The organism is Nocardiopsis quinghaiensis (assembly GCF_008638365.1).
Classification (GTDB): Bacteria; Actinomycetota; Actinomycetes; order Streptosporangiales; family Streptosporangiaceae; genus Nocardiopsis; species Nocardiopsis quinghaiensis.
The window spans coordinates 158,159-185,089 of the sequence record NZ_ML703339.1 but is presented as its reverse complement, the minus strand read 5'-3'; the positions used below and the strand labels follow the sequence as shown (position 1 = coordinate 185,089).

Sequence of the window (26,931 nt, the reverse complement as noted above, 5' to 3'; positions counted from 1 at the left end):
CTCCTGAAGTGCGTGGCTCGGGAAGAAGGACCGAACCCGACACCAACGCCTTTTCCGACCTGCACGGACATGCGTCGACACTCCCATCGGCACCCCGTACCAATTTTCTTGCACGCAAGGTAATTGTGTGCTTTGAATATCGGGCATGAGGTAACTATCATGATGTCGATGCCCGACCGATCCCCCGCCCCCGCGGGCGACTTTCCTCTTCCCGCCGTCGACGAGCAGATGTGCTTCGCGCTCTACGCCGCGTCACGTGCGGTCGTCAACCTCTACCGGCCCCTCCTGGACCCCTTGGGGCTGACCTATCCCCAGTACCTCGTGATGATGCTCCTCTGGGAGCGCGGCGAGTGCTGGGTGAAGGACTTCGGGTCCGCGCTCCAACTGGACTACGGCACCCTCACCCCGCTGCTCAAGCGGCTGGAGGGCCGGGGACTGCTGCACCGGGGCCGTGACCCGCGGGACGAGCGCTCCGTCCGTGTCGTCCTCACCGACGAGGGCAGGCGGCTGAGGGCGAGCGCCGAGGGCATCCCGGAGGCGATCGGCGGGGTCATCGACCTTCCCGAGGAGGAGTTCGAGGCCACGAGGCTGGCACTGCGCCGCCTGACCGCGAACGTACTCGCGGGTGAGGCCCGGCTGCCCGAGGACGGCTGAGGCAGGACGGACTCCGTCACCACGTCCGTCGGCGGCGGTCGCCGGTGGGGACGGGCGCCACGGGGGTCGCGCCCGTCCCCGGCTGGTGGCCGGTCGCGGCCGGCCACCAGCCGTTCCGGGGCCGGGGCCGCCGGTGTCCGCCGCCCGTCCTCCCGTTCCCCTGAGGGTCGGTCCGGGCGGGGACGGGGCGTGTGTGCGCCACGCACGACGCCCTAGGGTTGGGGATATGTCGATCTGGGCGTCAGACAACCGCAGTGGCCAAGTCCGCGAGGCCCTGACCATGCTCCTGTCCCAGGGAGTGATAGACGACTTCCGGATCCGGCCGGACGAGGAGTTCCCCTTCCGGGTGACCGTCCCGGCCGGCGTGGTCCCCATGACCGAGCACCAGGCCGCGCACTTCGCGCTCGGTGCGGCCGTGGGCCACTTCGGGCGCCTGGCGCGTGCCAGGGACGGTTTCTAGCACCCCCCGGGTGTGTGCTCCCAGTAGTCCGGCGAGGTCTCGGTCACCGACGTGGTGACGAAGACGTTCCACAGGCCGAGCGGATCGTCGGAGCCGGCGGCGTAGGCCCGCCCGAGACGGTGGACCGCCCGGCCCGCCGACACGTGGCCGTAGTTGTCGTCGGTCACGCACACCCCGGAGCCGGGCTCCTCGGTCGGCGGGTCCGTGGGCTCCTCCGTGGGCTCCTCGGTCGGCGGATCCGTGGGACCGCCGTTCCCGTCCCCGATGCCCCAGAAGTCGACCGTGTACCCGGTCGAGCAGACGGTGGCGAGGAAGTAGGCACCCGCCGTGCCGCAGCCCTCGGACGGGGCGACGGGGGTGCCGTGTCCCATGCCGGAGACCGTGTAGTGGGCGACGGGCGCGCTGTCGGCGTCACCGCCGTGGTAGGCGGCGGTGGTGGACCCGGACAGCTGCTCGGTGGCTTCGGGACCGCCGGACAGCCCGTGCACGTCGGTCCACTGGCTCACGCCTGCTTCGCCGTTGGCGGGGGCCACCGTGGTGTCGGACGTGCCGTGCCAGACGGCGACGCGTGGCCAGGGACCGCTCCGACCGGGGTTCTTGGAGCGCACGGCGTCACCCCACTGCTGCGCGGTCCTCGTCTTGCCGGGGCTCATGCAGCTGAAGGCGTCGATCATGCCGCTCGCGCAGCCCACCGGGATCCCCGCGACGATGCTGCCCCCGGCGAACAGGTCGGGGTAGGCGGCGAGGAGTTCACCGGCCATGGCCCCTCCGGCGGAGAGCCCGGAGACGTACACCCGGTCGGCGTCCAGTCCGTGGGAGGACACGGCGTGCTCGACCATGGAGCGGATCGAGCGTGCCTCACCGGAGTCGCGCGCGGTGTCGCCGCGCTCGAACCAGTTGAAGCAGCTGGTGGCGTTGTTCGCGGACTTCTGCTCGGGGTAGACGAGGGCGAAGCCGTGTTCGTCGGCGTGTTCCGCCCACCCGGAGTGGCCGTGGTAGGCGGTGGCGTCCTGAGCGCAGCCGTGCAGCAGCACGACCAGGGGCGCGTCGGCGGACAGCCCGTCGGGCACGTAGGCGTACATCGACAGATCGCCGGGGTCGGTGCCGAACGAGGGGACCGGCGTGAGTGCGGCGGCCGAGGCACGCGGAGCGGGGGCGACCAGCAGGGCGGCGACCGCCACGGCGACGGCGGCCAGCGCGGCGGTGAGGGAGAGGGCGGTCCGCCCCCGTGTGAGGGGTGGGGGCGGTGGGGTGCGATGGGCGGAGGGCACTGCGAAATCCATGGGGGGGTACCTCCGAGGGGATTTCCGAACGGTGAGCGGGGGTTCGGTGAACCGTGGCTGGGAGCCTAGCCCCGCTGTGACGCGCACGACATGTACGAGAGACCCCGGTCACGGGTCCGTCGCCAGTGGGAAGCCCACAGCCCGGCCGGAACCCATGGGTGCTGACCACATGTCTCCCACGCGGGGTGTGTCCACCACCCCTATCCCCCGGTGGGGAAGGCGCACCTAGTTTGCTGCCATGACGACGCACGAGTTCCTGTCGGGCACGGCGCGGCAGGCCACCCAGTCCCCCGTCCCCGAGACCGCGGGGGGCGTCCACACCACCCGGGTCGACCTCACGGGGAGGACCGCCCTGGTGACCGGGGCGGCCAGCGGCATCGGCAGGGCCTGTGCCCTGCGCCTGGCGGACGCCGGGGCCGACGTCCGGCTGGTCGACCTCGACGGGGAGGCCCTGGACGCGCTGGCCGAACGGGGCGTCGGCGAGGCGGTGCGCCTGGACCTGACCGACCTGGACGCGGCCGAGGAGGCCGCCCGGGGCGCGGACATCGTGGTCAACAACGCGGGCGTCCAGACGGTCGCACCCGTCCAGGACTTCCCTCCGGAGCGTTTCTCCCTCATCCTTCGTCTCATGGTCGAGTCGCCGTTCCGCGTGGTACGCGGCGCCCTGCCCCACATGTACGAACAGGGGTGGGGCCGCGTCGTCAACATCTCCTCGGTGCACGGGTTGCGCGCCTCGGCATACAAGTCGGCCTACGTGACCGCCAAGCACGGCCTGGAGGGCTTCTCGAAGGTGGTCGCCCTGGAGGGCGCCGCACACGGGGTGACCTCCAACTGTGTGAACCCCGGATACGTGCGCACCCCGCTGGTGGAGAAGCAGATCGCCGCCCAGGCGGCGGCGCACGGCATCCCGGAGGAGCGCGTGATCTCGGAGGTCCTGTTGGCCAGGACCCCGCTCAAGCGGCTGATCGAACCCTCGGAGGTCGCCGAGCTGGTCGCCTACCTGTGCGGTGGGGACGCGTCGTTCGTCAACGGCGCCTCCCTGCCCGTGGACGGAGCATGGAGCGCGAGCTGAACACCACCACTTCCGGCACCCCCGACCCCGGCCCCGGCCCCGGCACCTCCGGCCCCGGCACCCCCGGCCCCGTCGCCTCCGGGCCCGGGGGCCCGGGCGGGGAGGGGCCCGCGGGTTCCGACGGCCAGGCGCTCTTCCTGGACCTGCTGCTGCGCGACGCACCGGCCGTGGAGTACGAACGGCCGGTGCTGCGCGCGCGTGCCCGCGGTGAGGACCCGGAGGCGGTGGCCGCCCTGGAGGCCTCGAAGCTGACGGCGCTGCGGGTGCGGTCGGTGATGCGCGACCGGCAACGCCGCGAGTCGGAGCTGGGCGCGCTGTTCGAGACGGCCAACGACCTGGCGGGGATGCGCAGCCTGGACCAGGTGCTGCAGGCGATCGTGGAACGGGCCCGCAACCTCCTGGGCACCGACGTCGCGTACCTGACGCTGAGCGATCCGGAGGCGGGCGGCACCTACATGCGGGTGACGTCGGGGTCCGTGTCGGCGTCGTTCCAGCGGCTGCGGCTGGCGCCGGGCCGGGGGCTGGGCGGGCTGGTGGCCACCACGGCGCTGCCGTACGTGACGGCCAACTACTTCGCCGACCCGAGGTTCGTGCACGCGGAGAACATCGACCACGCGGTGCGAGAGGAGGGCCTGGTGGCCATCCTGGGCGTGCCGCTGAAGATGAACGGGCGCGACGTGGGCGTGCTGTTCGCGGCGAACCGGCGCGAGCGCCCCTTCGCGCACTCGGAGGTCGCCCTGCTGTCGTCACTGGCCGCGCACGCGGCCATCGCGATCGACAGCGCGAACCTGATCGACGACACGCGGCGCGCCCTGGACGAGCTGCACACCGTCAACGAGCGGCTGCAGCGGCACACGGCTTCGGTGGAGCGCTCGGCGGCGGCGCACGACCGGTTGACCGACCTGGTGCTGCGCGGCGGCGGGGTGCGCGAGGTGGCGGCCGCGGTGGCCGAGGTGCTGGGCGGCGCGGTGCTGATCCACGACGCGACCTCGGACGAGTCGGTGACCGCCGGCCCGCAGGGGGTGGTGGAGGGGGCGGACCGGGGCGGCGCGCCGTGGGACTCCGGCGACGGCGGCCTGGCCGAGGCGGTGCGCTCGTCGCTGGCCAGCGGCCGTGCCGTGCGGTCGGGCCGGGCATGGGTGGCGTCGGCGGCGGCCGGGACCGAGCCCCTGGGAACGCTGGTGCTGCGCGGGGTGGAGCTGGACTCGACCGACCAGCGTGTGCTGGAGCGGGCCGCGATGGTGACGGCGCTGCTGCTGCTCATCCGCCGTTCGGTGAGCGAGACCGAACTCCGGGTGCGCGGTGACCTCCTGGACGAGCTGCTGGAGGTCCCCGCGCGCGACCCGGCGTCGCTGCGGCAGCGGGCGTCGCTGCTGCGCGCGGACCTGGACGGCCCGCACGTGCTGGTGGTCGCGGAGGCGCCGGGCGCTGACCCGGGACGGCTGCGCTCGGCGGCGACCCATGTCGCCGAGACCACCGGGGGACTGGCCGGGAACCGGTCGGGCCGCCTGGTGCTGGCGCTGCCCGGAACGGACCCGTCGGCGGTGGGGCGCCGGGTGGCCGACGAGCTGTCGGCCGCGGCGAACGGCCCGGTGACGGCGGGGCTGGCCGGGCCGACGGACGGCCCGTCGTCGTTCCGGGACGCGTTCGCCGAGGCGGCCCGGTGCCTGCAGACGCTGCGGGCCCTGGGCCGGGAGGGCGGCGTGGCCACCACAGAGGACCTGGGGTTCTCGGGACTGCTGCTGAGCCAGGACCGGGACGTGCCGGGGTTCGTGTCGGCGACCCTGGGCCCGCTGCTGGAGTACGACGCCAGGCGGGGCACGCTCCTGGTGGAGACGTTGCGGGCCTACTTCGCGGCGGGGGGCAACCTGTCGCGCGCCAAGGAGGAGCTGCACATCCACGTGAACACGGTGGCGCAGCGCCTGGAGCGGATCGGTCAGCTGATCGGGGCGGACTGGCAGCGCCCCGGCCGGGCACTGGAGCTACAGCTCGCCCTGCACCTGCACGGCCTGCTGGACAAGGGTGTGGACCTGCTGGGCGACCAGGACGGCGGTTGAGGAGAACAGGGGGCTGTAGTGGTTGTCGTCGGGGAGTTCGACGGTGACCAGGTCCTCGGGGAGTCCGGCCAGCCGTTCGCGCGTGTACAGCCCCGGGCTCTCGTCCATGAGGCCGCGCCCCGTCCACAGCAGGCGGGCGGGGCAGGGCAGCCGGTGGACGGCGTCGAGCGCGTCGGGGTCGGCGAGGACCTGCTCCCCGTCCGTGCGCACGGCCTCCTCGTCGCAGGCCGAGCGCAGGGCGGGCGGCTCCCCCGCGAGGTCGCGCAGGACGTAGTGGTCCACCCAGGTGTTCCAGCGCCCCTCGAAGGCGGGGTGGCGGCGCCAGAAGTCCCGGTAGTGGTCGGGATCCTCGAAGGTCATGCGCAGGCGGGCCATGGCGGGGCCGAGGACGGTGCCGATGTCGGTCCCGGGCGGGACGGGCAGTCCGTGTCCGCCGTCGACCAGCAGCAGTCCGGACACCCGGCCGGGGTGGCGGGCGGCGGCCAGGCAGGCGACGAACGCGCCCATGGAGTGGCCGACCAGGACGGTGCCGTCGATCCCGTGGTCGTCGAGCACGGCGACCATGTCGTCGGCGTGGGCGGCCAGGCCGTGCGGTCCGGTCAGGTGCCCGCTGCGTCCGCGTCCGCGCAGGTCCGGCGCGATCAGCGGTGGACCGCCGAGCCGGGACAGCTCGGCGGCGAGGCGGGCGAAGGAGTGGCCGTTGGCGGTGATGCCGTGGACGGCCAGGATCGGGGTGCCGGGGCCCCCGCCCCAGCGGGTGACGGCCAGGCCGCCGGAGGCGGGGACGGTGTACTCGTCCCCGTCGCTCCAGGAGGTGGTGTCGGTCATTTCCGTACGTCCTTCCTGTCGCGCAGGGCCGAGCGGACGCGCCCGGGGAGGGCGACGAGTCCGCCCGGGAAGAAGAACACCATCAGCACGAACAGCGTGCCGAGGATGAACAGGGGCTGGGACAGCGGCGCGGCGATCCACGCGGGAAGCTCCGTGAAGGCCTCGGAGCCGCCCAGCTGGAGGAGGCGGTGGTCGGCGTAGGTGTACAGGGCGGCGCCCAGCAGCGGGCCCCAGCGGGTGCCCGCTCCGCCCAGGGCCACCATGACCAGCAGGGTGAGGGTGAACTCGGCGGTGGTGATGGTGGGGGTGACGCCGCCGACGACCAGCAGGTAGACGACGCCGCCCAGGGAGGCCAGGCCGCCGCCGACCGTGAAGGCCGTGAGCTTGTAGGGGTAGGGGTTGACGCCGAGGACGGCGACGCGCTGCTCGTTGGCGCGGATGCCCTGCCAGACGCGGCCGACCGGGGAGGTCGTCAGCCACCAGACGACGCCGACGGAGACCGCGGCGTAGGCGACGGCCACCCAGTACAGGTTGACGGTGTCGGCCACGCCCACGAACGCGTCCGGGACCATGGCGGTGTTGAGGGACAGCCCCTCCTCACCACCGGTCAGGCGGCCGGGGTCGCGGGAGATGAGGATGGATCCGGCCTGGGCGAAGGCGAGGGTGACCATGGCCAGGGCTATGCCGTTGACGCGCAGTGAGACGGCGCCGAGGACCAGGGACAGCAGGGTTCCGCCGACGACGGCGACCAGCGCCGACCACAGGAGCGGGAGCTCGACCACCCGCATGAGCAGCGCGGCGGTGTAGGCGCCGCAGGCGAAGTAGAGGGAGTGCCCGAAGGAGAGCAGCCCCACACGGCCGTAGAGCAGGTCGTAGCTGGTGGCCAGTCCGCCGAGGACCAGGCAGAACGCGATCAGGTGCAGGGTGGGCGGGCTGTTGAGCGCGCCCTCGAACAGTCCGGGGACGTGCAGTGTGGAGAAGGGCAGGGACAGGGCCACCGCCAGGACGGCGGCCGGGCCCGCCCACGCGGGCGGGCGTCGGCGCCCGCGGACGCCGCCCGTGGCCGGCGGCGTGGTGCCGCCGCCGGGGGTGCTGGCGCCGGGGGCCTGGGCGGCCACGTCGGTGTCGGTCATCATGCCACCCTCTCCGCGGACTTCTTCGCGGTCAGACCGCCCTGCCTGGTGAGTAGTACGAGGGCCAGGACGATGACCACGGCGATGTCGCCGAGGCCGGCGACGGTGTAGTAGTTGGCGAACTGCTGGATGAGGCCGACGGTGACGGAGGCGATCGCGCAGCCGGTGAGCGAGGTGGTCCCGCCGATCACCACGACGATGAACGCGAAGATCAGCAGGGACAGCCCCTGGGTGGGGGTGACCACGCCGAAGTACAGGCCGCCCAGCGCCCCGGCCAGGGCCGCGGCGGCGCCGCCGATGGCGAACACCAGCGTGAAGGACCTGCGCACGTCGATGCCGAGGGCGGTGACCATGGCGCGGTTCTGCACGCCCGCGCGGACGATGAGCCCGTAGCGGGTGCGCGAGTTGAACAGCCACAGGGCCGCGAACACGACGACGGCGGCCAGGATGAGCAGGAAGCGGTCCTTGGGGATGTGCACGCCGAGGACGGAGGCGGCGCCGCTCACCAGCGCGGGTTTGGGGAAGGTGAGCGGGTCGGCGCCCCAGACCGCCTGGATGAGCGCGGGGACGGCCAGGCTCAGGCCGACCGTGGCGAGGATCTGCTCGCGGTGCCTGCCGTAGAGCGGGCGGATGACGCAGAGTTCGACCAGGGTGGCGGCCAGGGTGCCCGCGGCCACGCCGAAGGCGACGGCGAGCAGGAAGCCGAACCCGTCGGGTCCCGCTCCGGGCAGGTACTCGGCGGCCCACCAGGTTCCGTAGGCACCGATGGCCAGGAAGGCGCCGTGCGCGAAGTTGAGCACGTCCATCAGGCCGAAGATCAGCGAGAGCCCGGAGGCGATGAGGAAGTAGAGGGCCCCCAGGCCGAGCCCGGTGATGACGAGGAGGATGACGGTGCTCACGCGGTCCGCCTCCCTTCGGTCTCGGGGGGAGCGGAGGGAACGGCGGCCGCGCGGGCCACGCCGAGGAGTTCGCGGACCCGGTCGGCGTCGTCGAGCAGTTCCAGGGCGGGCCCGGTGTGGACCACGCGTCCCGCGTCGAGTACCACGGCCCGGTCGGCGACCCGGCGGACCAGGGACAGGTTCTGCTCCACGAGCAGGACCGGCACCTGCTCCGCGGCGCGGGCGACGGCGTCGGCGACCTCGCGGACGATGCGGGGCGCGAGGCCCTTGGTGGGCTCGTCCACGATGAGGAGCCTGTTGTCGTTGAGCAGGGCCCGGCCGATGGCGAGCATCTGCTGCTGTCCGCCGGACAGGGTGCCCGCGGGCTGGTCGGCCCGCTCGCCGATCTCGGGGAACAGCTCGTGGACGAGGTCGTAGCGGTGCCTGCCGGGGCGGCGCTCGGCGATGCGCAGGTTCTCGGCGACGGTGAGGGCGGAGAAGACCCCGCGGTCCTCGGGCACGTAGCCGATGCCCCTGGTGACGATGGTGTGGGTGGGGTGGGCGGTGATGTCCGTGCCGTCGAAGTCCACCCGGCCGGTGCGCGGCACCAGCCCGAGCAGGGCCTTGACGGTGGTGGTCTTGCCGACGCCGTTGCGGCCCAGGAGCGCGGTGACGCCCCGGCCGGGCACGGAGAGGGACACCCCCTGGAGGATGTGCGAACCCTCGATCCACACCTGCAGGTCGGCCGCGTCCAGCAGCGGCCTCCCGGCGCTCACGCCCCGTCCCCGAGGTAGGCGGCCTGCACCTCGGGGTCGGCCATGGCCGAGTCCGGGTCGGTGAGGGCCAGCAGTGCGCCGTGGTGCATCACGGCCAGGCGGTCGGCCATGTCGAGGAGCACCTCCATGTGGTGTTCGACCATGAGGACGGTGCAGCCCTGTTCGCGGTGCACGTCCCGGATGACGGTGGTGAGCTCTCCGATCTCCCCGGCGCTGACCCCGGCCATGGGCTCGTCCAGGAGGATCAGGCGGGGTCGGCGGGCCAGGAGGAGGGCGAGTTCGAGCTTGCGCTTGTCGCCGTGGGACAGGTCGCCGGCGAGGGCGTCCGTCCGGTGGGCGAGGCGGACCAGGTCCAGGACGGCGGTGGCCTCGGCTCCGCCGTCGGGGGTGGCCCGGCGCCAGAAGCGGCGGGACTCGCCGGTGCGGGCCTGGACGGCCAGGCCGACGTTGGCGCCCACGGTGAGGTCGCCGAAGACGCTGGAGGTCTGGAAGGTACGGCCCATGCCGAGCCGGGCACGGCGGTGGGGCGCGTACCGGGTGACGTCGGTCCCGGCGAGGCGGACGCTGCCGCCGGTGGGCCTGGTCAGTCCGGAGACCAGGTTGAACAGGGAGGTCTTGCCCGCGCCGTTGGGGCCGATGAGGGCGACGAACTCGCCCTCGTCCACGCGCATGGTGACGTCGTCCACGATGACGGCGCCGCCGACCGACCAGCTCAGGTGTTCCAGGGCCAGGCCCGGAACGGCGCCGGGGGCGTCCGCGCCGGACGGGCGGGGGGCGGCGGTGGCCGCCCCCGCGGCCCCGGCGGTGTCCGTGGCTTCGGAGGCCATGCCTACTCCGCGACCGCGGGCTCGACGTCCGCGGCGGGGATCTCCGCGACCAGCTCGGGGTGTGCGTCCTCCCCCTCGCCGACCAGTTCGACCTGGTACATGGGCTGGATGAGGGCGTGGTCCTCGGCGCGGATGGTGAGCTCGCCCTTGACCCCGTCGAAGGTCCAGCCCTCCAGCGCGTCGATGCGCTCCTGGACGCCGTCCCCCGCGGTGGCGGCGTGCACGACCATCTGGGCGGCGGTGAAGCCGTCGGGGGTGAAGAGGTCGACGGTACCGCCCTCTGCCTCGACGGACTCCCTCATGGTCCGGGCGACCTCGGTGTCGGAGGCGCCGTCGAAGTAGTGGGAGAGGAAGGAGATGCTTCCGCCCGCCTCTCCGAAGACCGGGTAGGACGGCTTGATGTCCAGTCCGGTGACGACCTCGGTGGAGTCGAGGATGCCCTGCTGGTCCAGGGCCTGCCACATGGCGGAGGCGGTCTCGCCCGCCCACGCGACGAAGACCAGGTCGGGCTCGGCCTGGCTGACCTGCTCGGCGAAGGGGGTGAGGTCGGTGGTGTCCGGCGGGGCCAGGACGCTGTCGACGCTGGCGCCCTCCGCTTCGAGGACCTCGGCGACGGCGGAGACGTTGTCCTGGCCGAAGGCGTTCTGCTGGGCGAACACCAGGACGTCCGCTCCCTCGGGGTCGTCCATGAAGGTGCCCGCGGTGAGGATGTCCTGGTAGGTCTGGCGGCCGGAGCGGAAGGTGTGGTCGTTGATCCCGCTGATGGCGTCGGTGGCCGCGGGACCGGAGACGAAGAGGACCTCGTTCTGCTCGGCGAGCGGGGCGACCTGGACGGCGATGCCGGAGGCGGTGGACCCGGCGATGATGTCGTGGCCGGTGCCGATGAGGTCACGGGCGGCGGAGATCGCCTTGGTCGGGTCCCCGGCGTCGTCCGAGTACTCGACCTCGACGGGGCGGCCGCCGATCTCCATGGTGCCGTCGGTGGCGTGGTCGAGTCCGGCCTCGAAGCCCTGCTTGTACTGTTCGCCGTAGCTGGCGAGGGGGCCGGTGGCGGAGTAGACGATGCCGACACTGATGGGCGCGTCCTCGCCTCCCCCGGCGGCCTCGCCGGGGCTCCCGCATGCGGTCACGGCGAGGACGACCGCGCAGGAGGCGGCGGTCAGGGGGGTCTTGCGCATTTCTCTCCTCCAGTCGGCACCCGTCTGTCCGACACAACCGCCCGAGCTGGGGGATGGGGTGCCAACCCGAAGGTAGAACCGGGGTGACCCGTTTCACATGTAGCGAGCACATACATTCGGTCCCGAATCGGTGTACCGGAAACCCACACGCGCTGTCGGACCGGAGGCGGAGGTGCCCCGGTGACGGGTGCCCGGAGGGCCGTCCGGCCCCGGCGCGCGGGCGCCGGGGCCGGACGGCGCCGGGGTTCAGCCCTCCCGGGAGGGCTCCCCCGGGTAGTCGCCGAACGACCACAGGTTGCCCTCGGGGTCGCGTACCGCGAACTCCCGGGCTCCGTAGTCGGTCCCGGCGAGCGGACGGACGATGTCGGCTCCCCGGCCCAGGACGCGTTCGTACAGGGCGTCCGGGTCGGAGGTCACCACGTAGCAGCCCATGGTGCCCGGCTCGCGCGACCAGGCGCGGCCGGGACGGTGGCTGCCGAGCATGACGCCGCCGGAGCCCTCGGGCCAGTTCAGCTGGGCGTGGTCGACGGTCCCGTCCCCGTCGTACCGCGCCGCGAGGACGAGGCCGAAGGTGTCGACGTAGTAGTCGATCAGCACGGAGGCGTCGTTCGCTTGCAGGGTCACCCAGACGGTCGGATTCCTCGTAGCCATGGCCTCAGTCTGGGGAGCCCGCGTGGCCCCCGTCTTGTATGTTTCGGAACTCCTCGGCCAGCCACGTTCCCGGCGGTGCCCCGGCGAAGCGGCTGAAGTCGTGGCTCAGGTGGGCCTGGTCGCTGTATCCGGCCTCCGCGGCGACGGCCGCCAGGTCGACGCGGCCGCGCAGCCTCACCTCGGCGGCGATGCGCGTCTTGGCGTGCTCGAACCGCATCAGCATCGCCACGGTCTTGGGGGAGCGACCGACCTCCTGGTGGAAGAGCGTGCCCAGGTGGCGCGGGCTCACCCCGACGGCACGGGCGAGCGACTCCACCGGAACACGTCCCCGGCCGCGCTCCAGCAGGTGCCAGGCGTACGCGACCTCCGGGCGCGGGCCGACGGTGTCGTGGTCCCGGTGGCTCCGGACCAGGTAGGAGGACACCAGGGCGAACGCCTCGCGCCAGCCGCCGGTACCGGTCAGGCGGTCGTGCAGTCCGAGGGCCCGGCGTCCCAGCAGGTCGGCGCCGTAGAAGTCGCTCACTCCGAGTTCGGCGCTGGGCACCCCGAAGAGCGTGCGGGAGGCCAGGGGATGGAGCGCGACCTGCACACCGGCCTGGCCCGGACGCTGGCGGACGTGGCTCGCCCGCACGTGCAGGCCGCCCAGGAGGAGGGGGTTGGGACGCGCGTCGGCCAGCCCCTCACCGGTGTCCGCGGCCTCGACCCCCTCGTCCAGGGACACGATGAACGTCAGCGAGGACGAGGGCAGGCCGCGGTGCACGGTCTCGGGCACGGCCAAACCCCGGTAGCCGACCATCGAGACGGCTCCCGGCGCGCTGTGCGGCGGTGCGACGGCGAAGTCCCAGAGCGGGGACGCTTCATCCTGCCTGTCCACCCTCGCGACGCTAGCACGCGTGTCCGGGGTGAACCCGGTGGTCACAGGTATGCGCCAGCGGACCGGATCCGGTCCGTCCCGGCCCTCCCCGGCCACCGTCAGCCCGCGGTTCCTCCGGAGAGGCGGCGCACGGCCGCCAGGCCGTCCGGGGTGCCGGGCCAGTGGCGCTCCAGCGCCTGTTCCCCGGCACGGCGCACGACCGAGCGCAGGACGAGGGCCGCGACGATCGCGTCGTCGGCGTGACCGAGGACGGGGACGAAGTCGGGTACCAGGTCGACGGGCAGGGCGAGGTAGGCCAGTAGCAGCCACAGACGCACGCGGACCCCGCGCGGCAGTTCCCGGTCGCGGGCCAGTCGGGACACGAGCCGCAGCAGGTCGGGGAGGAGCCGTACGGCTTCGACGAGCAGGTTGCCTCTGGGCCGGGCGAGGGCGACGGCGACCAGCGCGAGCAGCCACAGCAGCACCAACCCGCCCACGGCACCCACGAGAACGCTGACCCACAGGTCCATCAGGCGGTTCCACAGACGTCACTCGTCATCGGGCTCCGCTCCCCGACCGTTGTCGGTGCCGTCGTGGGGGACCGGGGGATCAGCAGGCGCCCTCGTCCCTCCACGGGTTCCACTCCTGGCTGCCGCCCGGCGGGAACTCGTGGATCCACCAGCGCGCCTCGTACTCGCGGCCCTGGTACTGAACCTGGTCGCCCTCGGCGTAGACGGTGTCCCGGTCCCACTCCGGCGCGTCGCAGGAGCCGCCGGAATCCTGCTGGTCACCGCGGCCGCCTCCGTTGCCGTGGTCGCCCCGGTCTCCCCGGCCGCCCTGGTCATCGGAGTCGTCCTCGGAAGGAGAGGCCTCCTCCTCGGGTTCCTCCTCCTCTTCCTCTTCCTCCTCCGGCTCCGGTTCCGGACCGGTGGACACGGTGACGGCGACGGTGCCCTCCTCGGGCAGGATCGTGCCGGGCTCGGGGGTCTGCCCGCTCACCTCGCCGACGGGCGCGGTGTCGTGGTGTTCCTCGGTGGCCTCCACGGTCAGGCCGAGCCCGGCCAGGGCGGCGCTGGCGTCCTCCCGCGCCATGCCGACCAGGGTGGGGACGATGACGCCCTCGCTCACGTGGAGGACGACCGGCTTCTCACGGTCCCCCTCCTCGCCCACCCCGGGCTCGGTGGACAGCACGGTGCCCGGCGCTTCTTCGGCGGAGTGCTCCTGGACGATCTGGATGTCGGTGAAGCCGGCCTGGCGCAGCGCGTCGCGCGCCTCGTTCTCGGACCCGCCGACCACGTCGGGAACCCCCACGAACTGCGGGCCGGCGGAGACCCACAGCAGGATCTCACCGCCCCGCTCCACCGTGCTGCCCGCGGAGGGCGTGCTTTCGGCGACCGATCCGGGGCCGACGGTGTCGCTGTAGGTCTCGTCGAACCGCACGGTCAGGTCCAGGCCGAGCGCGGCCAGGCGCTCCTCGGCCTCCTCGGTGGAGACGCCCACGATGTCGGGCAGCTCGACGCGGTTGTCCGGAACCAGGGTCCAACCGGCGGCGAACAGCACCAGGACCAGCACGCCCGCGCCGACGAGCACGGGGACGCGCCGCCACAGCGGGACGGGCGCGCCCCGGTCCTCCCGACGCCCCTCCGGTACGTCGGTGATGACCGGGATCGGCCTGGTGTCGTCGGAGGCGAGGTCGGCCGGGGGCCTGGAGAGCGACCGCAGCACCTGTTCGACGACGGTGAGGTACTGGCCCGCGTCGCGTGGGCGGTAGCGCGGATTGGGGTCGGTGGCGTTGGCGACCAGCATGTCCAGGTCGGACGGCAGCTCGGGGATGGCGGACGAGAGCCGCAGCGAGTAGGTGTCCGGGGCCACGGACACACCGGTCATCAGCGTGTACAGGAGCCGCCCGACGGCGTGCACGTCGGCGTGGGTCTCCGGACCGGCGTCCTCCTCGGCGTCGAAGAGCAGCGGGAAGCCGGTGACCCGCACCCCGCCCTCGCCGTCCACCACGACCTTGTCCAGGTCCAGTTCGCCGTGCACGGCTCCCGACCCGTGGACGACGTCGAGGGCGGTGAGCATTCCGGCCACGATGGTCAGGGCCACGTGCGGCGGATAGCGGAGGTCCCCGCCGCCCAGCGTGCGGGCGAGGGTCTCTCCCTGCAGGTACTCGGTGACCGCGTACACGTGGTCGCCGTCGCGCCCGTGGCCGAGGATCCGCGCGAGCCCCGGATGGATGAGATCCTCCAGGGTCCGGGCACGGTCCAGGAACGCGTGCACGGCGCCGTGGTCGCGCACCAGCCACGGGTGCATGACGGTGACCGTGACGGTCTGGTCGGCGCTGAGGTCGTGCGCGACGTGAACGGTTCCCGAGGCACCGCTACGAAGCCGTTTACCGAGGATGTAGCGCTCGTGCAGCGTGATGCCGAAGAGGGGATCGGGAGCGGGGGTCTCCATGCGAGGAATTCTATGTCCCCGGGCTCTGACACATCGTCCGCTATCAGGACGAATGCGGACAGGGAGCGCCCGATAGGGTCAACTCGCAGCACCCCCGGTACCGAAACGTTGCGAGGTCCCTGTGAACCTTCCTCCCCCCGGAACGACGGACGACCGCGTGGTCGGAGTCCTGCTCGGCGCCGCGTGCGGCGACGCCCTCGGCGTGCCCTACGAGTTCGGGCCGGCGCTGGCCGAGGACCGGGTCCCGGAGATGGTCGGGGGCGGGCTGGGCCCCTACGAGCCGGGGGAGTACTCCGACGACACCCAGATGGCGGTGTGCATCGCCCAGGCCCTGCGCGACCACCGCGACCCGGTGTCGGCGGAGGCCCTGCGCCAGACCGCCGACGCCTTCCTCCGCTGGGCGGACGACGGCGCCTCCGACATCGGCCACCAGACCGCGTGGGTGATGCGCCGGTCCGGGCACGCCCACGGGCGGCCGGAGGTCGCCGAGGTGATGGAGCGCGCGTCGGCGGACCGCTTCGCCGGAGGAGTGCCGAGCGCCGGGAACGGGTCGCTCATGCGCACGGGTCCGCTGGCACTGGCCTACCCGGACGACCCCGGGGGCCTGGCCGTGGCCGCCGACCGCTACAGCCGCCTCACCCACGGCGATCCGCTGGCCTCCGAGGCGTGCGTGCTGTGGTGCGAGGGGATCCGCCACGCGGTCGCGCACGCCGACCTGGCCGGGGTACGCGCTGGCCTGGACCTGCTGCCGAGGGCCCGGCGCGGAATGTGGGCGGCGTGGCTGGACGAGGCCGAGGAGCGGCCGCCGCACGCCTTCTCCCCGAACGGGTTCGTGGTGACGGCCCTGCAGGCGGCGTGGTCGGCCGTCGTGCGCGGCGACTTCACGACCGCGCTGCGGGCCGCCGTGCGGGCGGGCGACGACACCGACACCGTGGCGGCCGTCGCCGGGGCCCTGCTGGGCGCCCGGTGGGGTGTGAGCGCGATCCCCCGGGAGTACCTGGACGCGGTGCACGGCTGGCCCGGATACCGGGCCGACGGGCTCGCCGAACTGGCGCTCGGCGCCGCCGGGCGCAGGACGGCGGAACGCTAACCTGACCGTGTCCCCTCCTCGACGGCCTTGCGCGGGGAGGGCCCTCGACGGCTTCCGACCGACCTTCTCGACGACATCGAGGTATGCCATGTCCGGTGAACTGAACTGGGTACGTGCGGACCGGCACCCGGAGCTGCTGGCCGCACCGGTCCTGGCCACGGTGCGGGGACGAGACGACGTGCGGGTGGCGGAGATCGATCCGGAGCTCGCCGACACCGCGGAGTTCTGCGGGCGGTACGGGATGCCCATGGAGACCAGCGCGAACTGCGTGGTGGTCGCCGCCAAGCGCGGCGGCGAGGTGTCCTACGCGGCGTGCATGGTGCCGGCCACCCGGCGCGCCGACGTCAACGGGACCGTCCGCCGCCACCTGGGCGCCCGCAAGGCCTCGTTCGCCCCCATGGACGAGGCCACCGGGCTGACCGGCATGGAGTACGGCGGTATCACGCCGTTCGGCCTGCCGGAGGGGTGGCCGGTCCTGGTGGACGAGGGCGTCGCCGCCGGGGGCGAGGTGGTCGTGGGCAGCGGGGTGCGCCGTTCCAAGCTCCTGGTGCCCGGCAAGCTGCTCGCCGACCTTCCGGGGGCCCAGGTCCTGGCACTGACCAGGTAGCGGGTCCGGGGCGCGGTCCGGGCGCTCCCGTGCCCGGGAGCGCCCGGACCACCGCATGTCGACACGGCGACAGGGCGACACGGCGACAGGGCGACACGGCGGGGGAGGCCCGTTCCGAAACCGCCCCCGTCAGTCCGGGCCGCCTCCGGCACGGCGGCCACGTCCCAGCGCCGAGGCCACCGCGCCGATGGCGAAGGAGGCGCACAGCAGGAGGACGAGCAGTACCGCCAGGCCCGTCGACCCGTCGATCAGCGTGGTGAAGTTGGCCAGGACCAGGAGCGCCGTCCCGGCCAGTCCGATCGTTCCCAGGACCGGTGCGGCCCGCGTACGCCACATCCCCGTGTGCTCCGCGCCGCGCCCGAAGAAGACCACGATCGCGATGCTGACGAGCATCATCAGTACCAGCACGCCCAGCGTCGCCAGACCGCTCATCCAGGTGAACACCTGGCCCACCGGGTCCGCCCCGGCCGCGGCGAACACCCCGACGAGGACGGCCGCCGAGCCGGTCTGCGTGAGCGACGCGGTGTGCGGCGATCCGTGGCGCGGGTGCGCCCTGCCCAGCGGCGCGAGCGCGCCGCCGCGCCGACCGAGCGCGTACAGGTAGCGGGCGACCGTGTTGTGGAAGGCCAGCAGCGCGGTGAACAGGCTGGTCAGAAGCAGGACCTGGAGAGCCGCCGCGACGGGCGAACCGGCGTAGCGGTCGGCGACGGCGAAGACCAGTCCCTCGATGTCGGCGGTGGCGGCGCCACGCGCGTTCTCCGCGCCTACCGCCATGACGAGGGCCCAGCTGACCAGGGCGTAGAAGCCGCCGATCACCAGCACGGCCGTGTAGGTCGCCCGGGGAACGGTCCGGCGCGGGTCACGCGCCTCCTGTCCGTAGACGGCCGTCGCCTCGAAGCCGATGAAGCAGGCGACGGCGAACATCAGCCCGATGCCGGGCGAACCGGAGAGGAAGGCGCCGGGGGTGAAGGGGGCCGCGTTCAGGCCCTCCGCTCCGCCCTGGAGGAGGACCGCGCCCGCCAGGACGGCGACGACACCGACCTCGCAGACGATCAGGACCGCGAGGACCCGGATCCCCATGTCGATACTGCGGTAGCCGAGGAGCGCGACGACGGCGAGCAGGGCACCGCTCCACACCCACCACGGCAGCCCCGGTCCGCCGAGGTCCGCGACCGTCTGGGCGAGGGTGGCCCCGGCCAGGCCGTACACGGCGGCCTGGATCGCGGTGTAGGCGAGCAGCGCCACGCCCGCCGCGCCGGCGCCCGGGACCGGACCCAGCCCCGCGGTGACGTAGGAGTAGAAGGCTCCGGCGTCCTGGACGTGCCTGCTCATCTCGGCGTAACCGACGCTGAAGAGCAGCAGGACCGCGGTGACCGCGAGGTAGGCGACCGGCGCGCCCGCGCCGTTGCCGATCGCCATCATCACCGGCAGGGCGCCGCCGATGGCGACGAGCGGCGAGGCCGCCGCGACCACCAGGAAGACCACGCCCGCTACACCGAGCCCGCCTCGCAGCCCCGCGGTGGCGGGCTGGTCCGGCGTGGCCGTGGACGCGTTCTCAGTCATGGCATCCTCCCCGTCCTTGCTGCCCGGAGCACCCGTGGCCGCCCGCCGTCGGCGGCACGTCCAGGGTGGGGTTGCGGTCGAAGAAACCGGTCGGACGCAGCTTGAAGCCGGTGTAGTCGACCGGCATGATCGGCCAGTCCTCCGGCCGCGGCGCGTGGGTCAGCCCGAAGGTGTGCCACACGACCAGGTCGGTTCCGTCCACGTTCCTGTCGGCCGCGGTGTAGGCGGGCAGCCCGGCTCCGCCCGGGTGCTGGTTGACGAAGTCACCGGCCGGGTAGCGCTCGGCGTGGTCGTGGGGGGTCACCCACAGGTGGCGGGTGGCGAAGGCCGCGCGGGCCGCCACCGACGAGGACGGGTCGGCGAGCAGCACCGGCTTGCCCTCGGGCTGGAGGGCGTAGGCGACGGGTTGGCCGAGCCGGTTGCGCGAACCGGGGTTGGAGATGTGCCAGACCCGGTCGACGGAGGCGTCCGCGTCGCGTTGGGCGCGGCTCTCGGTGTCCAGCACCGTGCGCTTCTGGACGAACGCGTTGCCGCGCGGGTTGTCGGGTCCGATCGGCACCCGGGCGGCGTCGACCTCCTCGACCCTGTTCTCGGTCCCGTCCACCCGCATGTCCAGACGGGCGCAGAACAGGTGCTGGTGGAAGGGCGCGCCCACACCGGGAGCGACCTCGGAGGCGTAGGGGTAGTCCCCTCCGGGATGGGCGGAGGTGAAGACGATGCCGGTGGCCTTGGCCTCGAACTCGATGGTGCCGTCGAGGTACAGGTACCAGAAGAACCCGTAGTCGTAGTTGCCGACGGTGGTGAAGAAGGAGACGACCATGCGGCGCTGGCGGCGGGTCTCCGAGGACCCGGCCCAGAGGTCGGTGTGCTTCCACAGCACGCCGAAGTCCTCCTCGTGCATGCACACGGCGTTGGGCAGGACCTGGGGCTCGCCGCCCTCGTCGGCGATGACGGCGTCCATGTAGGTGATGTCGCCGAGGCAGTCGCAACCGAGTCTGAGCGCGTTGGCGTACCGGCCGACCATGTACTCGCCGGTGTCGAAGTAGTTCTGCCAGGACCGTACCGGGGAGGGGTCGGCGTAGGGGACGACCATCTCGGCGATGGACGCGCGGTGGACGATGGGCCGGTCGCGCCCGTGGTCCCGGTCGTGGAAGGCGATCTGGTGCAGGACGAGGCCCTCCCGGGCGTCGAAACCGATCCGCAGCGACCAGTTCTCCCAGGTCAGCCTGTTGCCTTCGAGGGTGAAGCTCGGTCCCTCCGGCTGGGTGATCTCGATGGGCCTCTGCGTGGTGCGGTACGGCCCGCTGACCTCGGGCTCGGTGTAGTTGCCGTTCTCTGTGGGCACGGGCACCGGCCCGAAGTCGAGCACCCTGTCCACGGTGCGGTCGAGCACGTCCACGTAGCCGACCAGCCCGTCCACCGGGTGCGCCCAGGCGTGGTCGGCCTCGTGCTCCTGGACGAACGCGAGCCCGCGCAGGACGCGGCGGCCGCGCTCGTCGGGGTACTCGTCGTCGTAGACGCCGGCGGACAGCGGTGCCACGCGCACCCGTGCGGGGTCGAGACCGCGGACCCGCAGTGCCTCCAGCCAGCGTTCGTCGGTGTTGAGGACCTCCTCCACCAGGGCGAACTCCTCGTCGAGGACGGGGAGCTGCCCCTCGACGGCGGCGTCCAGCACCCGGTCGGAGTCCACACTCCCCCGGGTGAGGGACACGACGAGGTCGTGGGCGGGACCGCCCGAGGTGTCGTGCAGCAGGACGCGGACGCGGCGGTCCACGGGGTTCCCCGGCGCGTGGGCCAGCAGTTCGGCCTTGGCGGGTTCCTCCAGGCCGAGGTAGGCGAACCGGGTGGCCGGGGTGACGTGTCCGGTACGGGTGAGGAGGGTGCGCGCGGCGGTGATCTCGTCGGGGATGAGGGGGTCGAGCGGGTGCGGTGCCGGGTCGTCCATGGGGGCCTTCCGGGGATGGTGGCGGTGTCGGCGCGGGTGGGAAGCGCGCGGGGCGGTGGCGGTGTCGGCGCGGGTGGGAAGCGCGCGGGGCGGGGCCGCCCGCGGTCCGGGCCGCGGGCGGGGCGGGCGAATCGCTCAGGCCAGGTTGGTCCACACGCTCTTGACCTGGGTGAAGGCCTCGATCGCCGACCAGCCCATCTCGCGGCCGAGTCCGGAGGCCTTCATGCCGCCCCAGGCCGCGGCGGCGTCCAGGACCGGCGGCATGTTGATCCACACGGTTCCCGCCCGGACCCGCGCGGCGAGCCGGTTGGCGACGCCGATGTCGCGGGACCAGATGACGGCGGCGAGTCCGTAGTCGGTGTCGTTGGCGCGTGCGACCAGCTCGTCGGGGTCGTCGTAGGGCAGGACCGACAGGACCGGACCGAAGATCTCCTCCCGCGCGATGCGCATGTCGTCGGTGACTCCGGAGAAGACGGCGGGACGGACGAAGTACCCGGTGTCGCCGTCCAGCGGGGCGCGGTCGTGCAGGTGGGCCCCCTCCTCCTGGCCGATCCGCACGTAGCGTTCTGCCTGGTCCCGCTGTTCGGCGGAGACCAGCGGGCCCATCTGGGTGTCCTCGGCCAGGCCGTGGCCCAGCTTCGTGGCGGCGGCGCCCGCGGCGAGCTTCTCGGCGAACTCGTCGTGGCGGGCGGCGTCGACGTAGAAGCGGGTGTAGGCGGCGCACACCTGGCCGGAGTTGAGCAGTCCGCCCATGAGGTTGCCCGCGACGGCGGCGTCGATGTCGGCGTCGGAGGTGATGACCGAGGGGGCCTTGCCGCCCAGTTCGAGGGAGACGTGCTTGAGGTCGTGCCCGGCCCGGGCGGCGATCTCGCGGCCGACCCCGGTGGAACCGGTGAACGACACCTTGGCGACCTTCGGGTGGCGGACCAGGGCCCTGCCCACCTCGGGGCCTCCGGTGACCACGTTGACGACGCCGTCGGGAACGCCCGCCTCCCTGACCAGCTCGGCCAGGCGCAGGGTGGTGAGCGGGGTCTGCTCGGCGGGCTTGACCACCACGGTGTTGCCGGTGGCCAGGGAGGGGGCGAGCTTCCACACCAGGATCATCAGCGGGAAGTTCCACGGGGTGATGAGCGCGCACACGCCGAGCGGTTCGCGGCGGGTGCGGTAGTCCACGTCCGGGACGGACAGCGGCGCGGTGATACCGGTGATCTTGGTGACCCAGCCCGCGTAGTAGCGCAGGTGCTCCACCGCGTTGGGCACGGAGAATCCGGAGCTGACGGCGAGGGGCTGGCCCTGGTCGGTGGTCTCCAGGCGGGCGAACGCGTCGGCGTCGGCCTCCAGGAGGTCGGCGAGGCGGAGCATGAGCCTGGCGCGCTCGGCCGGGAGCATGCCCGCCCACTCGGCCGACCCGAACGCGCGGGCGGCGGCGTCCACCGCCGCGTCCACGTCGGCCTCGGCGGCCTCCGGCACGTGGGCGATGACCTCTCCCGTGGCCGGGTCCAGGGTGGGCAGGGAGCCGCCACCGGTTCCGGTGGTCCACTCGCCGTCGATCAGCATGTCGGTCCTCATCGGGACACCTCGTCTTCCGCCCGCGTCACCCGCGGGACTCGTGGGTCTGTGGGATTTCGTGTGGCCGGGGCCCGCAGGTCCCGGGGTGTGCCGCCGCCGGCGGCGTCCGTCACGTGTGGTCCGCGAGGAGGAGGTCCGACGCCTTCTCGCCGACCATGATCGCCGGGGCGTTGGTGTTGCCCGAGGGCACGGACGGCATGACGGAGGCGTCCGCCACCCGCAGCCCCTCGACGCCGTGGACCCGCAGGGCCGGGTCCACCACGGAGAGGGAGTCCACGCCCATGCGGCAGGTGCCGACCTGGTGGTGGTAGGTGGTGACCGCACGCCGGACGTATTCGCGCAGATCGGCGCGGGTGCGGGCCTCGGGTCCGGGGGCCACCTCGGCCTTCCGCCAGGCGTCGAAGGCGGCCGATGCGCCGATCTCGCGGCAGATCTCCACCGCGTCGACCAGGCTCTCCAGGTCGTGCGGCTCGGACAGGATGTTGGGGTCGACCAGGGGAGGAGCGGACGGGTCGTCGGAGGCCAGGCGCAGCGTGCCGCGGGAGAGCGGTCGGACGATGCCGGGCGCGATGGTGTAGCCGTGCTCGGGCACCGGGTACCCGTCGGCGGGCAGCACCATGTGGATGAAGAGGGGCTGGAGGTCGGGGACCGTCCGGGCGGGGTCGGTGCTGGCGAAGAGCTGGCTCTCCAGCAGGTTCCCGGTGCCGGGAGGGAGGGGGCCGTCGGCCTCGTAGACGTTGCTGACCAGCAGGTGGTCGTGGAGGTTCTCACCGACCCCGGGCAGGTCGACCCGCACGTCCACGCCGACCTCGGTCAGGTGCGCGGCGGGGCCGATCCCGCTGTGCAGGAGGACCTGGGGAGAGCCGATCGCCCCTCCGCTGAGCACGACCTCGCGTGCCGCCCGGGCCTGGTGGATCCGGCCTTCGGCCTCGTACTCGACGCCGACCGCGCGGCCGGACTCCAGCAGAACCCGGCGGACCGGGGCTCCGGTGGTGACGGTGAGGCCGGGGTGGGAGCGGACCGGTTCCACGAAGCCGCGCCAGGCGCTGATCCTCGCGTCCCCGTCTATGGTCGTGTGGTTGAATCCCGCGCCGAGCATCCGCTCGCCGTTGAAGTCGTCGGTGACGGGGAAGCCCAGCGCGGCCGCCGCCTCCACGAACGCCCTGGAGGTGGGATGCGGGTCGGCGATGCGCGTGACCGGGAGCGGCCCGCCGGAGCCGTGCCACGGACCGGCTCCGTCGGCGTGGTCCTCCGAGCGTTTGAACAGGGGCAGGACCGAGTCCCAGTCCCATCCCGTGCATCCGGCGTAGGCCCAGGAGTCGTAGTCGGCCCGGTGCCCGCGGACGTAGATCATCCCGTTGAGCGAACTGCTGCCGCCGAGCACCCGGCCGCGCGGCCAGTGCAGGGAGCGGCCCGCCGCGTGCTTCTGCGGCACGGTCATCACGGCCCAGTCCAGCGGGGTGTGCCACAGGCCCGGCCAGCCGCGCGGGTCGTGGATCATCGGTTCGCTGTCGACGGGGCCGGCCTCGACGACGTGCACGGTGTGCCCGGCGTCCAGCAGGCGTCGGACGACGACGCTGCCGGAGGAACCGGAGCCGACGACCACGAAGTCGTGTTCACGGGGAATGGCTGTGTCCATGGCGTTTCCTTCCCGGACCTCTGTGCGTTCCGGGAAAGCTACGTCCGCGCGGCGTCGGCCCGTCGCCTTTCCCCGCACAGCCGGTCTCCGTTTCCCGCACGGGGGGCGGGCGCCTTGTCGGACGGGGGTGACGGGGATAACATCCGGTCAGCCCCGGCGCGGAGATAAGCGCATGTCAGACGCCTGGGGGAAGGGAGCAGGGAGTGGGGACCGTGTACTCCACCGACCGGATCGACCGTTTCGAGGCCGAGGCCTCCCGGGCGTTCGCGCCCCTGCGCATGCGGGCCTCCGGCGACCGCCCCTTCCACGGCGCGTTCACCTCGACCCGGGTCGACCAGCTGGTGCTGACCCGTATCCGCGCCGATCCGGTGGTGGTGCGCCGCGACCCCGGGGTGATCGCCTCCTCGGATCCGGACCTGATCAAGGTGGCGTGGCACGTCTCGGGCCGCGCGGGTGTCGGCCAGGCCGGGCGGCAGTGCCTGCTCACCCCCGGTGACCTGGTGGTGTACGAGACCGGGCGCCCGTACGAGCTGCCTTTCTGGGAGCCCTACGACACGGTGGTGGCGGGTGTGCCGAGCGCCATGTTCGGGGTGCACGCGGACCTGCTGCGGCGCCGGGTGGCGTTGCCGGTGCGCGCGGACAGCGGGTTGCGCGGGATCGTCTCGGCTCTGTTCCGGGGCGTGGCGTCCGGGCTGGACGAGGAGACGGGCGGCGCGGCCCGGCACCACCTGGCGGCGGCGCTGGTGTCGCTGGTGTGCGCCGCGTTCGCGGACGCGCCCGCCGAGGAGGCGGCGGACCCGCTCGCCCGTGTGCGGGCGTACTGCCTGGCGAACCTGGCCGATCCGGACCTGTCGGTGGAGTCGGTGGCCGCGGCGCACCGGATGTCGGCGCGGTACCTGTACAAGCTGTGCCGCGAGCAGGGGTTCACGCTGGCGCGGTGGGTCCGCTCGGAGCGGCTGGCGCGCATCCGGCGGGACCTGGCGGACCCCCTGCTGGCCGACCGGAGCGTGTCGGCGATCGCGGCGCGGTGGGGCGTGCTGGACGCGGGACACCTAGGGCGCATGTTGCGCACGGAGTTCGGTGTGACGGCACGCGAGATCCGTGCCGAGTCGGGCTGAGGGGATTTCCCGTCCGTTTCGGGACCAGAGAAGCCCAGATGGAGCGCGGTGCGCCCTCCCTCGCACTATTTACTGAACGATCGGTCTGTAATACTGTTCGCACAGGAAGCACAGCCCGAGGAGAGGACCGTCAGGTGTCCGAGACACTGCAGAGCTACGCGCGGGGGGCGTGGTTCACCCCCGCGGACGAGGGCTCGCCCCTGGCCGACGCGAACACCGGCGAGACCGTCGCGCGCATCTCGGCCGAAGGCCCCGACGTCGCCGGGATGGTGGACCACGCGCGCCGTGTCGGCGGCCCCGCGCTGCGCGCGCTCACCTTCCACCAGCGCGCGAACCTCCTCAAGGAGGTCGCCAAACACCTGATGGGGTACAAGGAGGAGTTCTACGCGCTCTCCCACCGGACCGGTGCGACCAGGCGCGACACCGCCGTGGACGTGGACGGCGGGTTCGGCACGCTCTTCAGCTTCTCCAGCAAGGGCCGCCGCGAACTGCCCAACTCCACCGTCATCCTCGACGGGCCCCTGGAGCAGCTCGGCAAGCAGGGCACGTTCGTCGGCCAGCACGTGTACACGTCCCGTCCGGGCGTGGCCGTGCAGATCAACGCGTTCAACTTCCCGGTGTGGGGCATGTTGGAGAAGCTCGCCCCCGCCTTCCTCGCCGGGATGCCGAGCATCGTCAAGCCCGCCGGGCAGACCGCCTACCTCACCGCCGCGGTCGTACGGCGGATGGTCGAGTCCGGACTGCTGCCGGAGGGCTCCCTCCAGCTCCTCGTCGGCAGTCACAAGGGGCTTCTCGACAACCTCGGCCCGCAGGACATCGTGGGCTTCACCGGCTCCGCCGCCACCGGCGCCATCCTGCGCAACCACCCGAACGTGGTCAGCGGTGGCGTACAGCTCAACGTCGAGGCCGACTCCCTCAACTGCTCGATCCTCGGTCCGGACGTGTCCGAGCAGGACCCCGAGTTCGATCTGTTCGTCAAGCAGGTCGTCACCGAGATGACGGTCAAGGCCGGGCAGAAGTGCACCGCCATCCGCCGGGTCATCGTGCCCGGGCCGATGGCCGACGCCGTCGTCGGGGCCCTGACCGACCGGCTGTCCAAGGTGGTCGTGGGCGCGGCGGACCACCCGGACGCGCGCATGGGCGCCCTGGTCTCACTCGACCAGCGCGAGGAGGTCCGCAAGGCGGTCAAGGCGCTGCGCACCTCCAGCGAGATCGTCCACGGCGACCCCGGGACCGTGGAGGTCCTCGGCGCCGACGCCGAGGCCGGCGCGTTCATGTCCCCGGTCCTGCTGCGCGCCGAGCCCGGCGCCCGGGAGCCGCACGAGGTGGAGGCCTTCGGCCCGGTCAGCACCGTGATCGCCTACGACGGCGTCGCCGAGGCCGTGGAGCTGGCCGCGCGCGGCAGCGGCAGCCTGGTGGGCTCGGTGGTCACCAACGACCCGGACGTGGCCCGCGAGGTCGTCCTGGGTGTCGCGCCCTGGCACGGGCGCGTCCTGGTGCTCAACCGGGACGACGCCAAGGAGTCCACCGGCCACGGTTCTCCGCTGCCCGTCCTGGTGCACGGCGGGCCCGGTCGCGCGGGCGGCGGCGAGGAGATGGGCGGTGTGCGCGGCGTCAAGCACCACATGCAGCGCACCGCCGTGCAGGCGTCCCCGGACATGGTCACCGCGATCACCGGCCACTGGACCACGGGTTCGGAGCGCAACGCGGACGACGTGCACCCGTTCCGCAAGGACCTGTCGCAGCTGCGGATCGGCGACACGGTCCGGTCGGCGGAACGCACCGTCACCCGCGCCGACATCGACCACTTCGCCGAGTTCACCGGTGACACCTTCTACGCGCACACCGACGAGGAGGCCGCCGCCGCCAACCCGCTGTTCGGCGGGATCGTGGCGCACGGCTACCTGGTGGTGTCGCTGGCGGCGGGCCTGTTCGTGGACCCGGCGCCGGGTCCGGTGCTGGCCAACTTCGGCGTGGACGGCCTGCGCTTCCTCACCCCGGTGAAGGAGGGCGCCACCATCCGGGTGACGCTGACCGCCAAGCAGATCACGCCGCGCACGAACGCCGACTACGGCGAGGTGCGCTGGGACGCCCTGGTCACCGACCAGGACGGCGAGGCCGTGGCCACCTACGACGTGCTCACTCTGGTCGCCAAGGGCGAGGAGTAGACAGGTGGGCCCTGTGGGCGGGTCGCCTCGTGGACGAGTAGCCATGTAGGCGTGTCGACACGGCGGTGGCCCCCGCGGGGGGCGGCCCGGGGGCCCCCCGGGTCCACGGGCCGGCGTGCGCCCCCCGG

23 protein-coding genes are annotated in these 26,931 nt (G+C 73.1%); 8 read left to right on the top strand and 15 right to left on the bottom strand.

Annotated elements, in window-relative coordinates:
* The first annotated feature begins 159 nt into the window (after positions 1-159).
* Both FYX01_RS03145 and FYX01_RS03140 read left to right on the top strand, forming a co-directional pair.
* Positions 160-654 carry a MarR family winged helix-turn-helix transcriptional regulator gene (locus tag FYX01_RS03145; protein WP_150237286.1) on the top strand — a complete coding sequence of 165 codons (495 nt, stop codon included), beginning with the start codon at positions 160-162 and terminating at the stop codon, positions 652-654.
* Positions 655-880: 226 nt separating this feature from the next.
* The gene (locus FYX01_RS03140; RefSeq protein ID WP_150237284.1) at positions 881-1,114 is read left to right on the top strand and encodes a hypothetical protein; all 234 of its coding nucleotides are present in this window, start codon (positions 881-883) and stop codon (positions 1,112-1,114) included.
* Here the strand turns inward: FYX01_RS03140 and FYX01_RS03135 are convergent.
* Positions 1,111-2,397 (bottom strand): extracellular catalytic domain type 1 short-chain-length polyhydroxyalkanoate depolymerase, encoded by a 1,287-nt coding sequence (locus FYX01_RS03135; RefSeq protein WP_150237282.1) that lies wholly within the window; start codon positions 2,395-2,397, stop codon positions 1,111-1,113. The genes FYX01_RS03140 and FYX01_RS03135 overlap by 4 nt on opposite strands.
* Positions 2,398-2,635: 238 nt before the next feature.
* Here FYX01_RS03135 and FYX01_RS03130 point away from each other — a divergent pair, with 238 nt between their 5' ends.
* Both FYX01_RS03130 and FYX01_RS03125 read left to right on the top strand, forming a co-directional pair.
* Positions 2,636-3,469, top strand: coding sequence for a 3-hydroxybutyrate dehydrogenase (locus FYX01_RS03130; protein ID WP_150237280.1), 834 nt, complete (start codon positions 2,636-2,638; stop codon positions 3,467-3,469).
* Entirely contained in the window at positions 3,454-5,526 is a 2,073-nt protein-coding gene (locus FYX01_RS03125) for a helix-turn-helix domain-containing protein (protein WP_150237279.1), read from the top strand. Before FYX01_RS03130 ends, FYX01_RS03125 begins: the two co-directional genes overlap by 16 nt.
* On the opposite strand, the gene FYX01_RS03120 is transcribed toward FYX01_RS03125, so the two are convergent.
* From FYX01_RS03120 to FYX01_RS03075, 10 genes are all read right to left on the bottom strand, one after another.
* Entirely contained in the window at positions 5,452-6,354 is a 903-nt protein-coding gene (locus FYX01_RS03120; protein WP_150237277.1) for an alpha/beta hydrolase, read from the bottom strand. The genes FYX01_RS03125 and FYX01_RS03120 overlap by 75 nt on opposite strands.
* Positions 6,351-7,487 (bottom strand): branched-chain amino acid ABC transporter permease, encoded by a 1,137-nt coding sequence (locus FYX01_RS03115; RefSeq protein WP_150237344.1) that lies wholly within the window; start codon positions 7,485-7,487, stop codon positions 6,351-6,353. The genes FYX01_RS03120 and FYX01_RS03115 overlap by 4 nt, the downstream gene beginning before the upstream one ends.
* The gene (locus FYX01_RS03110) at positions 7,487-8,386 is read right to left on the bottom strand and encodes a branched-chain amino acid ABC transporter permease (RefSeq protein ID WP_150237275.1); all 900 of its coding nucleotides are present in this window, start codon (positions 8,384-8,386) and stop codon (positions 7,487-7,489) included. The genes FYX01_RS03115 and FYX01_RS03110 overlap by 1 nt, the downstream gene beginning before the upstream one ends.
* A complete protein-coding gene (locus FYX01_RS03105) occupies positions 8,383-9,141 on the bottom strand; it encodes an ABC transporter ATP-binding protein (RefSeq protein WP_150237273.1) in 759 nt (252 codons plus the stop codon). The genes FYX01_RS03110 and FYX01_RS03105 overlap by 4 nt, the downstream gene beginning before the upstream one ends.
* Complete coding sequence (locus tag FYX01_RS03100; RefSeq protein ID WP_223830284.1) at positions 9,138-9,968, bottom strand: ABC transporter ATP-binding protein; 831 nt, start codon at positions 9,966-9,968, stop codon at positions 9,138-9,140. Before FYX01_RS03100 ends, FYX01_RS03105 begins: the two co-directional genes overlap by 4 nt.
* Before the next feature lie 2 nt (positions 9,969-9,970).
* The gene (locus FYX01_RS03095; RefSeq protein WP_150237271.1) at positions 9,971-11,146 is read right to left on the bottom strand and encodes a substrate-binding domain-containing protein; all 1,176 of its coding nucleotides are present in this window, start codon (positions 11,144-11,146) and stop codon (positions 9,971-9,973) included.
* Positions 11,147-11,392: 246 nt separating this feature from the next.
* Positions 11,393-11,797: a VOC family protein gene (locus FYX01_RS03090; RefSeq protein WP_150237269.1), complete on the bottom strand. Its 405-nt coding sequence runs from the start codon at positions 11,795-11,797 to the stop codon at positions 11,393-11,395.
* 4 nt (positions 11,798-11,801) lie between these two features.
* On the bottom strand, positions 11,802-12,671 hold the full coding sequence (locus tag FYX01_RS03085; RefSeq protein WP_223830283.1) for a helix-turn-helix domain-containing protein: 870 nt from the start codon (positions 12,669-12,671) through the stop codon (positions 11,802-11,804).
* A 98-nt stretch (positions 12,672-12,769) separates the two neighbouring features.
* The gene (locus FYX01_RS03080; protein ID WP_150237267.1) at positions 12,770-13,180 is read right to left on the bottom strand and encodes a YkvA family protein; all 411 of its coding nucleotides are present in this window, start codon (positions 13,178-13,180) and stop codon (positions 12,770-12,772) included.
* 79 nt (positions 13,181-13,259) lie between these two features.
* Positions 13,260-15,104, bottom strand: a complete 1,845-nt coding sequence (locus FYX01_RS03075) for a PASTA domain-containing protein (RefSeq protein ID WP_150237265.1) — start codon at positions 15,102-15,104, stop codon at positions 13,260-13,262.
* A 121-nt stretch (positions 15,105-15,225) separates the two neighbouring features.
* On the opposite strand from FYX01_RS03075, the gene FYX01_RS03070 reads away from it, so the two are divergent.
* Both FYX01_RS03070 and FYX01_RS03065 read left to right on the top strand, forming a co-directional pair.
* Complete coding sequence (locus tag FYX01_RS03070) at positions 15,226-16,194, top strand: ADP-ribosylglycohydrolase family protein (RefSeq protein ID WP_150237263.1); 969 nt, start codon at positions 15,226-15,228, stop codon at positions 16,192-16,194.
* A gap of 88 nt (positions 16,195-16,282) precedes the next feature.
* The gene (locus FYX01_RS03065; protein ID WP_150237261.1) at positions 16,283-16,801 is read left to right on the top strand and encodes a YbaK/EbsC family protein; all 519 of its coding nucleotides are present in this window, start codon (positions 16,283-16,285) and stop codon (positions 16,799-16,801) included.
* A 129-nt stretch (positions 16,802-16,930) separates the two neighbouring features.
* On the opposite strand, the gene FYX01_RS03060 is transcribed toward FYX01_RS03065, so the two are convergent.
* The 4 genes from FYX01_RS03060 to FYX01_RS03045 all read right to left on the bottom strand — a co-directional run bounded on the left by FYX01_RS03060 (position 16,931) and on the right by FYX01_RS03045 (position 23,517).
* Complete coding sequence (locus FYX01_RS03060) at positions 16,931-18,364, bottom strand: APC family permease (RefSeq protein ID WP_150237259.1); 1,434 nt, start codon at positions 18,362-18,364, stop codon at positions 16,931-16,933.
* Positions 18,357-20,309 (bottom strand): primary-amine oxidase, encoded by a 1,953-nt coding sequence (locus FYX01_RS03055; RefSeq protein ID WP_150237257.1) that lies wholly within the window; start codon positions 20,307-20,309, stop codon positions 18,357-18,359. The genes FYX01_RS03060 and FYX01_RS03055 overlap by 8 nt, the downstream gene beginning before the upstream one ends.
* Before the next feature lie 135 nt (positions 20,310-20,444).
* A complete protein-coding gene (locus tag FYX01_RS03050) occupies positions 20,445-21,878 on the bottom strand; it encodes an aldehyde dehydrogenase family protein (RefSeq protein ID WP_150237255.1) in 1,434 nt (477 codons plus the stop codon).
* Positions 21,879-21,987: 109 nt separating this feature from the next.
* The gene (locus FYX01_RS03045) at positions 21,988-23,517 is read right to left on the bottom strand and encodes a GMC family oxidoreductase (RefSeq protein WP_150237253.1); all 1,530 of its coding nucleotides are present in this window, start codon (positions 23,515-23,517) and stop codon (positions 21,988-21,990) included.
* Positions 23,518-23,729: 212 nt separating this feature from the next.
* Between FYX01_RS03045 and FYX01_RS03040 the strand changes: the two genes are divergently transcribed.
* Together FYX01_RS03040 and paaZ are read left to right on the top strand one after the other, a co-directional pair.
* Positions 23,730-24,635, top strand: a complete 906-nt coding sequence (locus FYX01_RS03040) for an AraC-like ligand-binding domain-containing protein (RefSeq protein WP_150237250.1) — start codon at positions 23,730-23,732, stop codon at positions 24,633-24,635.
* 134 nt (positions 24,636-24,769) lie between these two features.
* Positions 24,770-26,803 carry a phenylacetic acid degradation bifunctional protein PaaZ gene (gene paaZ, locus FYX01_RS03035; RefSeq protein WP_150237249.1) on the top strand — a complete coding sequence of 678 codons (2,034 nt, stop codon included), beginning with the start codon at positions 24,770-24,772 and terminating at the stop codon, positions 26,801-26,803.
* The last annotated feature ends 128 nt before the right edge of the window (positions 26,804-26,931 follow it).

What these genes read in the sequence shown, in the direction of transcription:
- FYX01_RS03145 (WP_150237286.1), top strand. Translation starts at nt 160, where the DNA reads ATGATGTCGATGCCCGACCGATCCCCCGCCCCCGCGGGCGACTTTCCT.
- FYX01_RS03140 (WP_150237284.1), top strand. Translation starts at nt 881, where the DNA reads ATGTCGATCTGGGCGTCAGACAACCGCAGTGGCCAAGTCCGCGAGGCC.
- FYX01_RS03135 (WP_150237282.1), bottom strand. Translation starts at nt 2,397, where the DNA reads ATGGATTTCGCAGTGCCCTCCGCCCATCGCACCCCACCGCCCCCACCC.
- FYX01_RS03130 (WP_150237280.1), top strand. Translation starts at nt 2,636, where the DNA reads ATGACGACGCACGAGTTCCTGTCGGGCACGGCGCGGCAGGCCACCCAG.
- FYX01_RS03125 (WP_150237279.1), top strand. Translation starts at nt 3,454, where the DNA reads ATGGAGCGCGAGCTGAACACCACCACTTCCGGCACCCCCGACCCCGGC.
- FYX01_RS03120 (WP_150237277.1), bottom strand. Translation starts at nt 6,354, where the DNA reads ATGACCGACACCACCTCCTGGAGCGACGGGGACGAGTACACCGTCCCC.
- FYX01_RS03115 (WP_150237344.1), bottom strand. Translation starts at nt 7,487, where the DNA reads ATGACCGACACCGACGTGGCCGCCCAGGCCCCCGGCGCCAGCACCCCC.
- FYX01_RS03100 (WP_223830284.1), bottom strand. Translation starts at nt 9,968, where the DNA reads ATGGCCTCCGAAGCCACGGACACCGCCGGGGCCGCGGGGGCGGCCACC.
- FYX01_RS03095 (WP_150237271.1), bottom strand. Translation starts at nt 11,146, where the DNA reads ATGCGCAAGACCCCCCTGACCGCCGCCTCCTGCGCGGTCGTCCTCGCC.
- FYX01_RS03090 (WP_150237269.1), bottom strand. Translation starts at nt 11,797, where the DNA reads ATGGCTACGAGGAATCCGACCGTCTGGGTGACCCTGCAAGCGAACGAC.
- FYX01_RS03080 (WP_150237267.1), bottom strand. Translation starts at nt 13,180, where the DNA reads ATGGACCTGTGGGTCAGCGTTCTCGTGGGTGCCGTGGGCGGGTTGGTG.
- FYX01_RS03075 (WP_150237265.1), bottom strand. Translation starts at nt 15,104, where the DNA reads ATGGAGACCCCCGCTCCCGATCCCCTCTTCGGCATCACGCTGCACGAG.
- FYX01_RS03065 (WP_150237261.1), top strand. Translation starts at nt 16,283, where the DNA reads ATGTCCGGTGAACTGAACTGGGTACGTGCGGACCGGCACCCGGAGCTG.
- FYX01_RS03060 (WP_150237259.1), bottom strand. Translation starts at nt 18,364, where the DNA reads ATGACTGAGAACGCGTCCACGGCCACGCCGGACCAGCCCGCCACCGCG.
- FYX01_RS03055 (WP_150237257.1), bottom strand. Translation starts at nt 20,309, where the DNA reads ATGGACGACCCGGCACCGCACCCGCTCGACCCCCTCATCCCCGACGAG.
- FYX01_RS03050 (WP_150237255.1), bottom strand. Translation starts at nt 21,878, where the DNA reads ATGAGGACCGACATGCTGATCGACGGCGAGTGGACCACCGGAACCGGT.
- FYX01_RS03045 (WP_150237253.1), bottom strand. Translation starts at nt 23,517, where the DNA reads ATGGACACAGCCATTCCCCGTGAACACGACTTCGTGGTCGTCGGCTCC.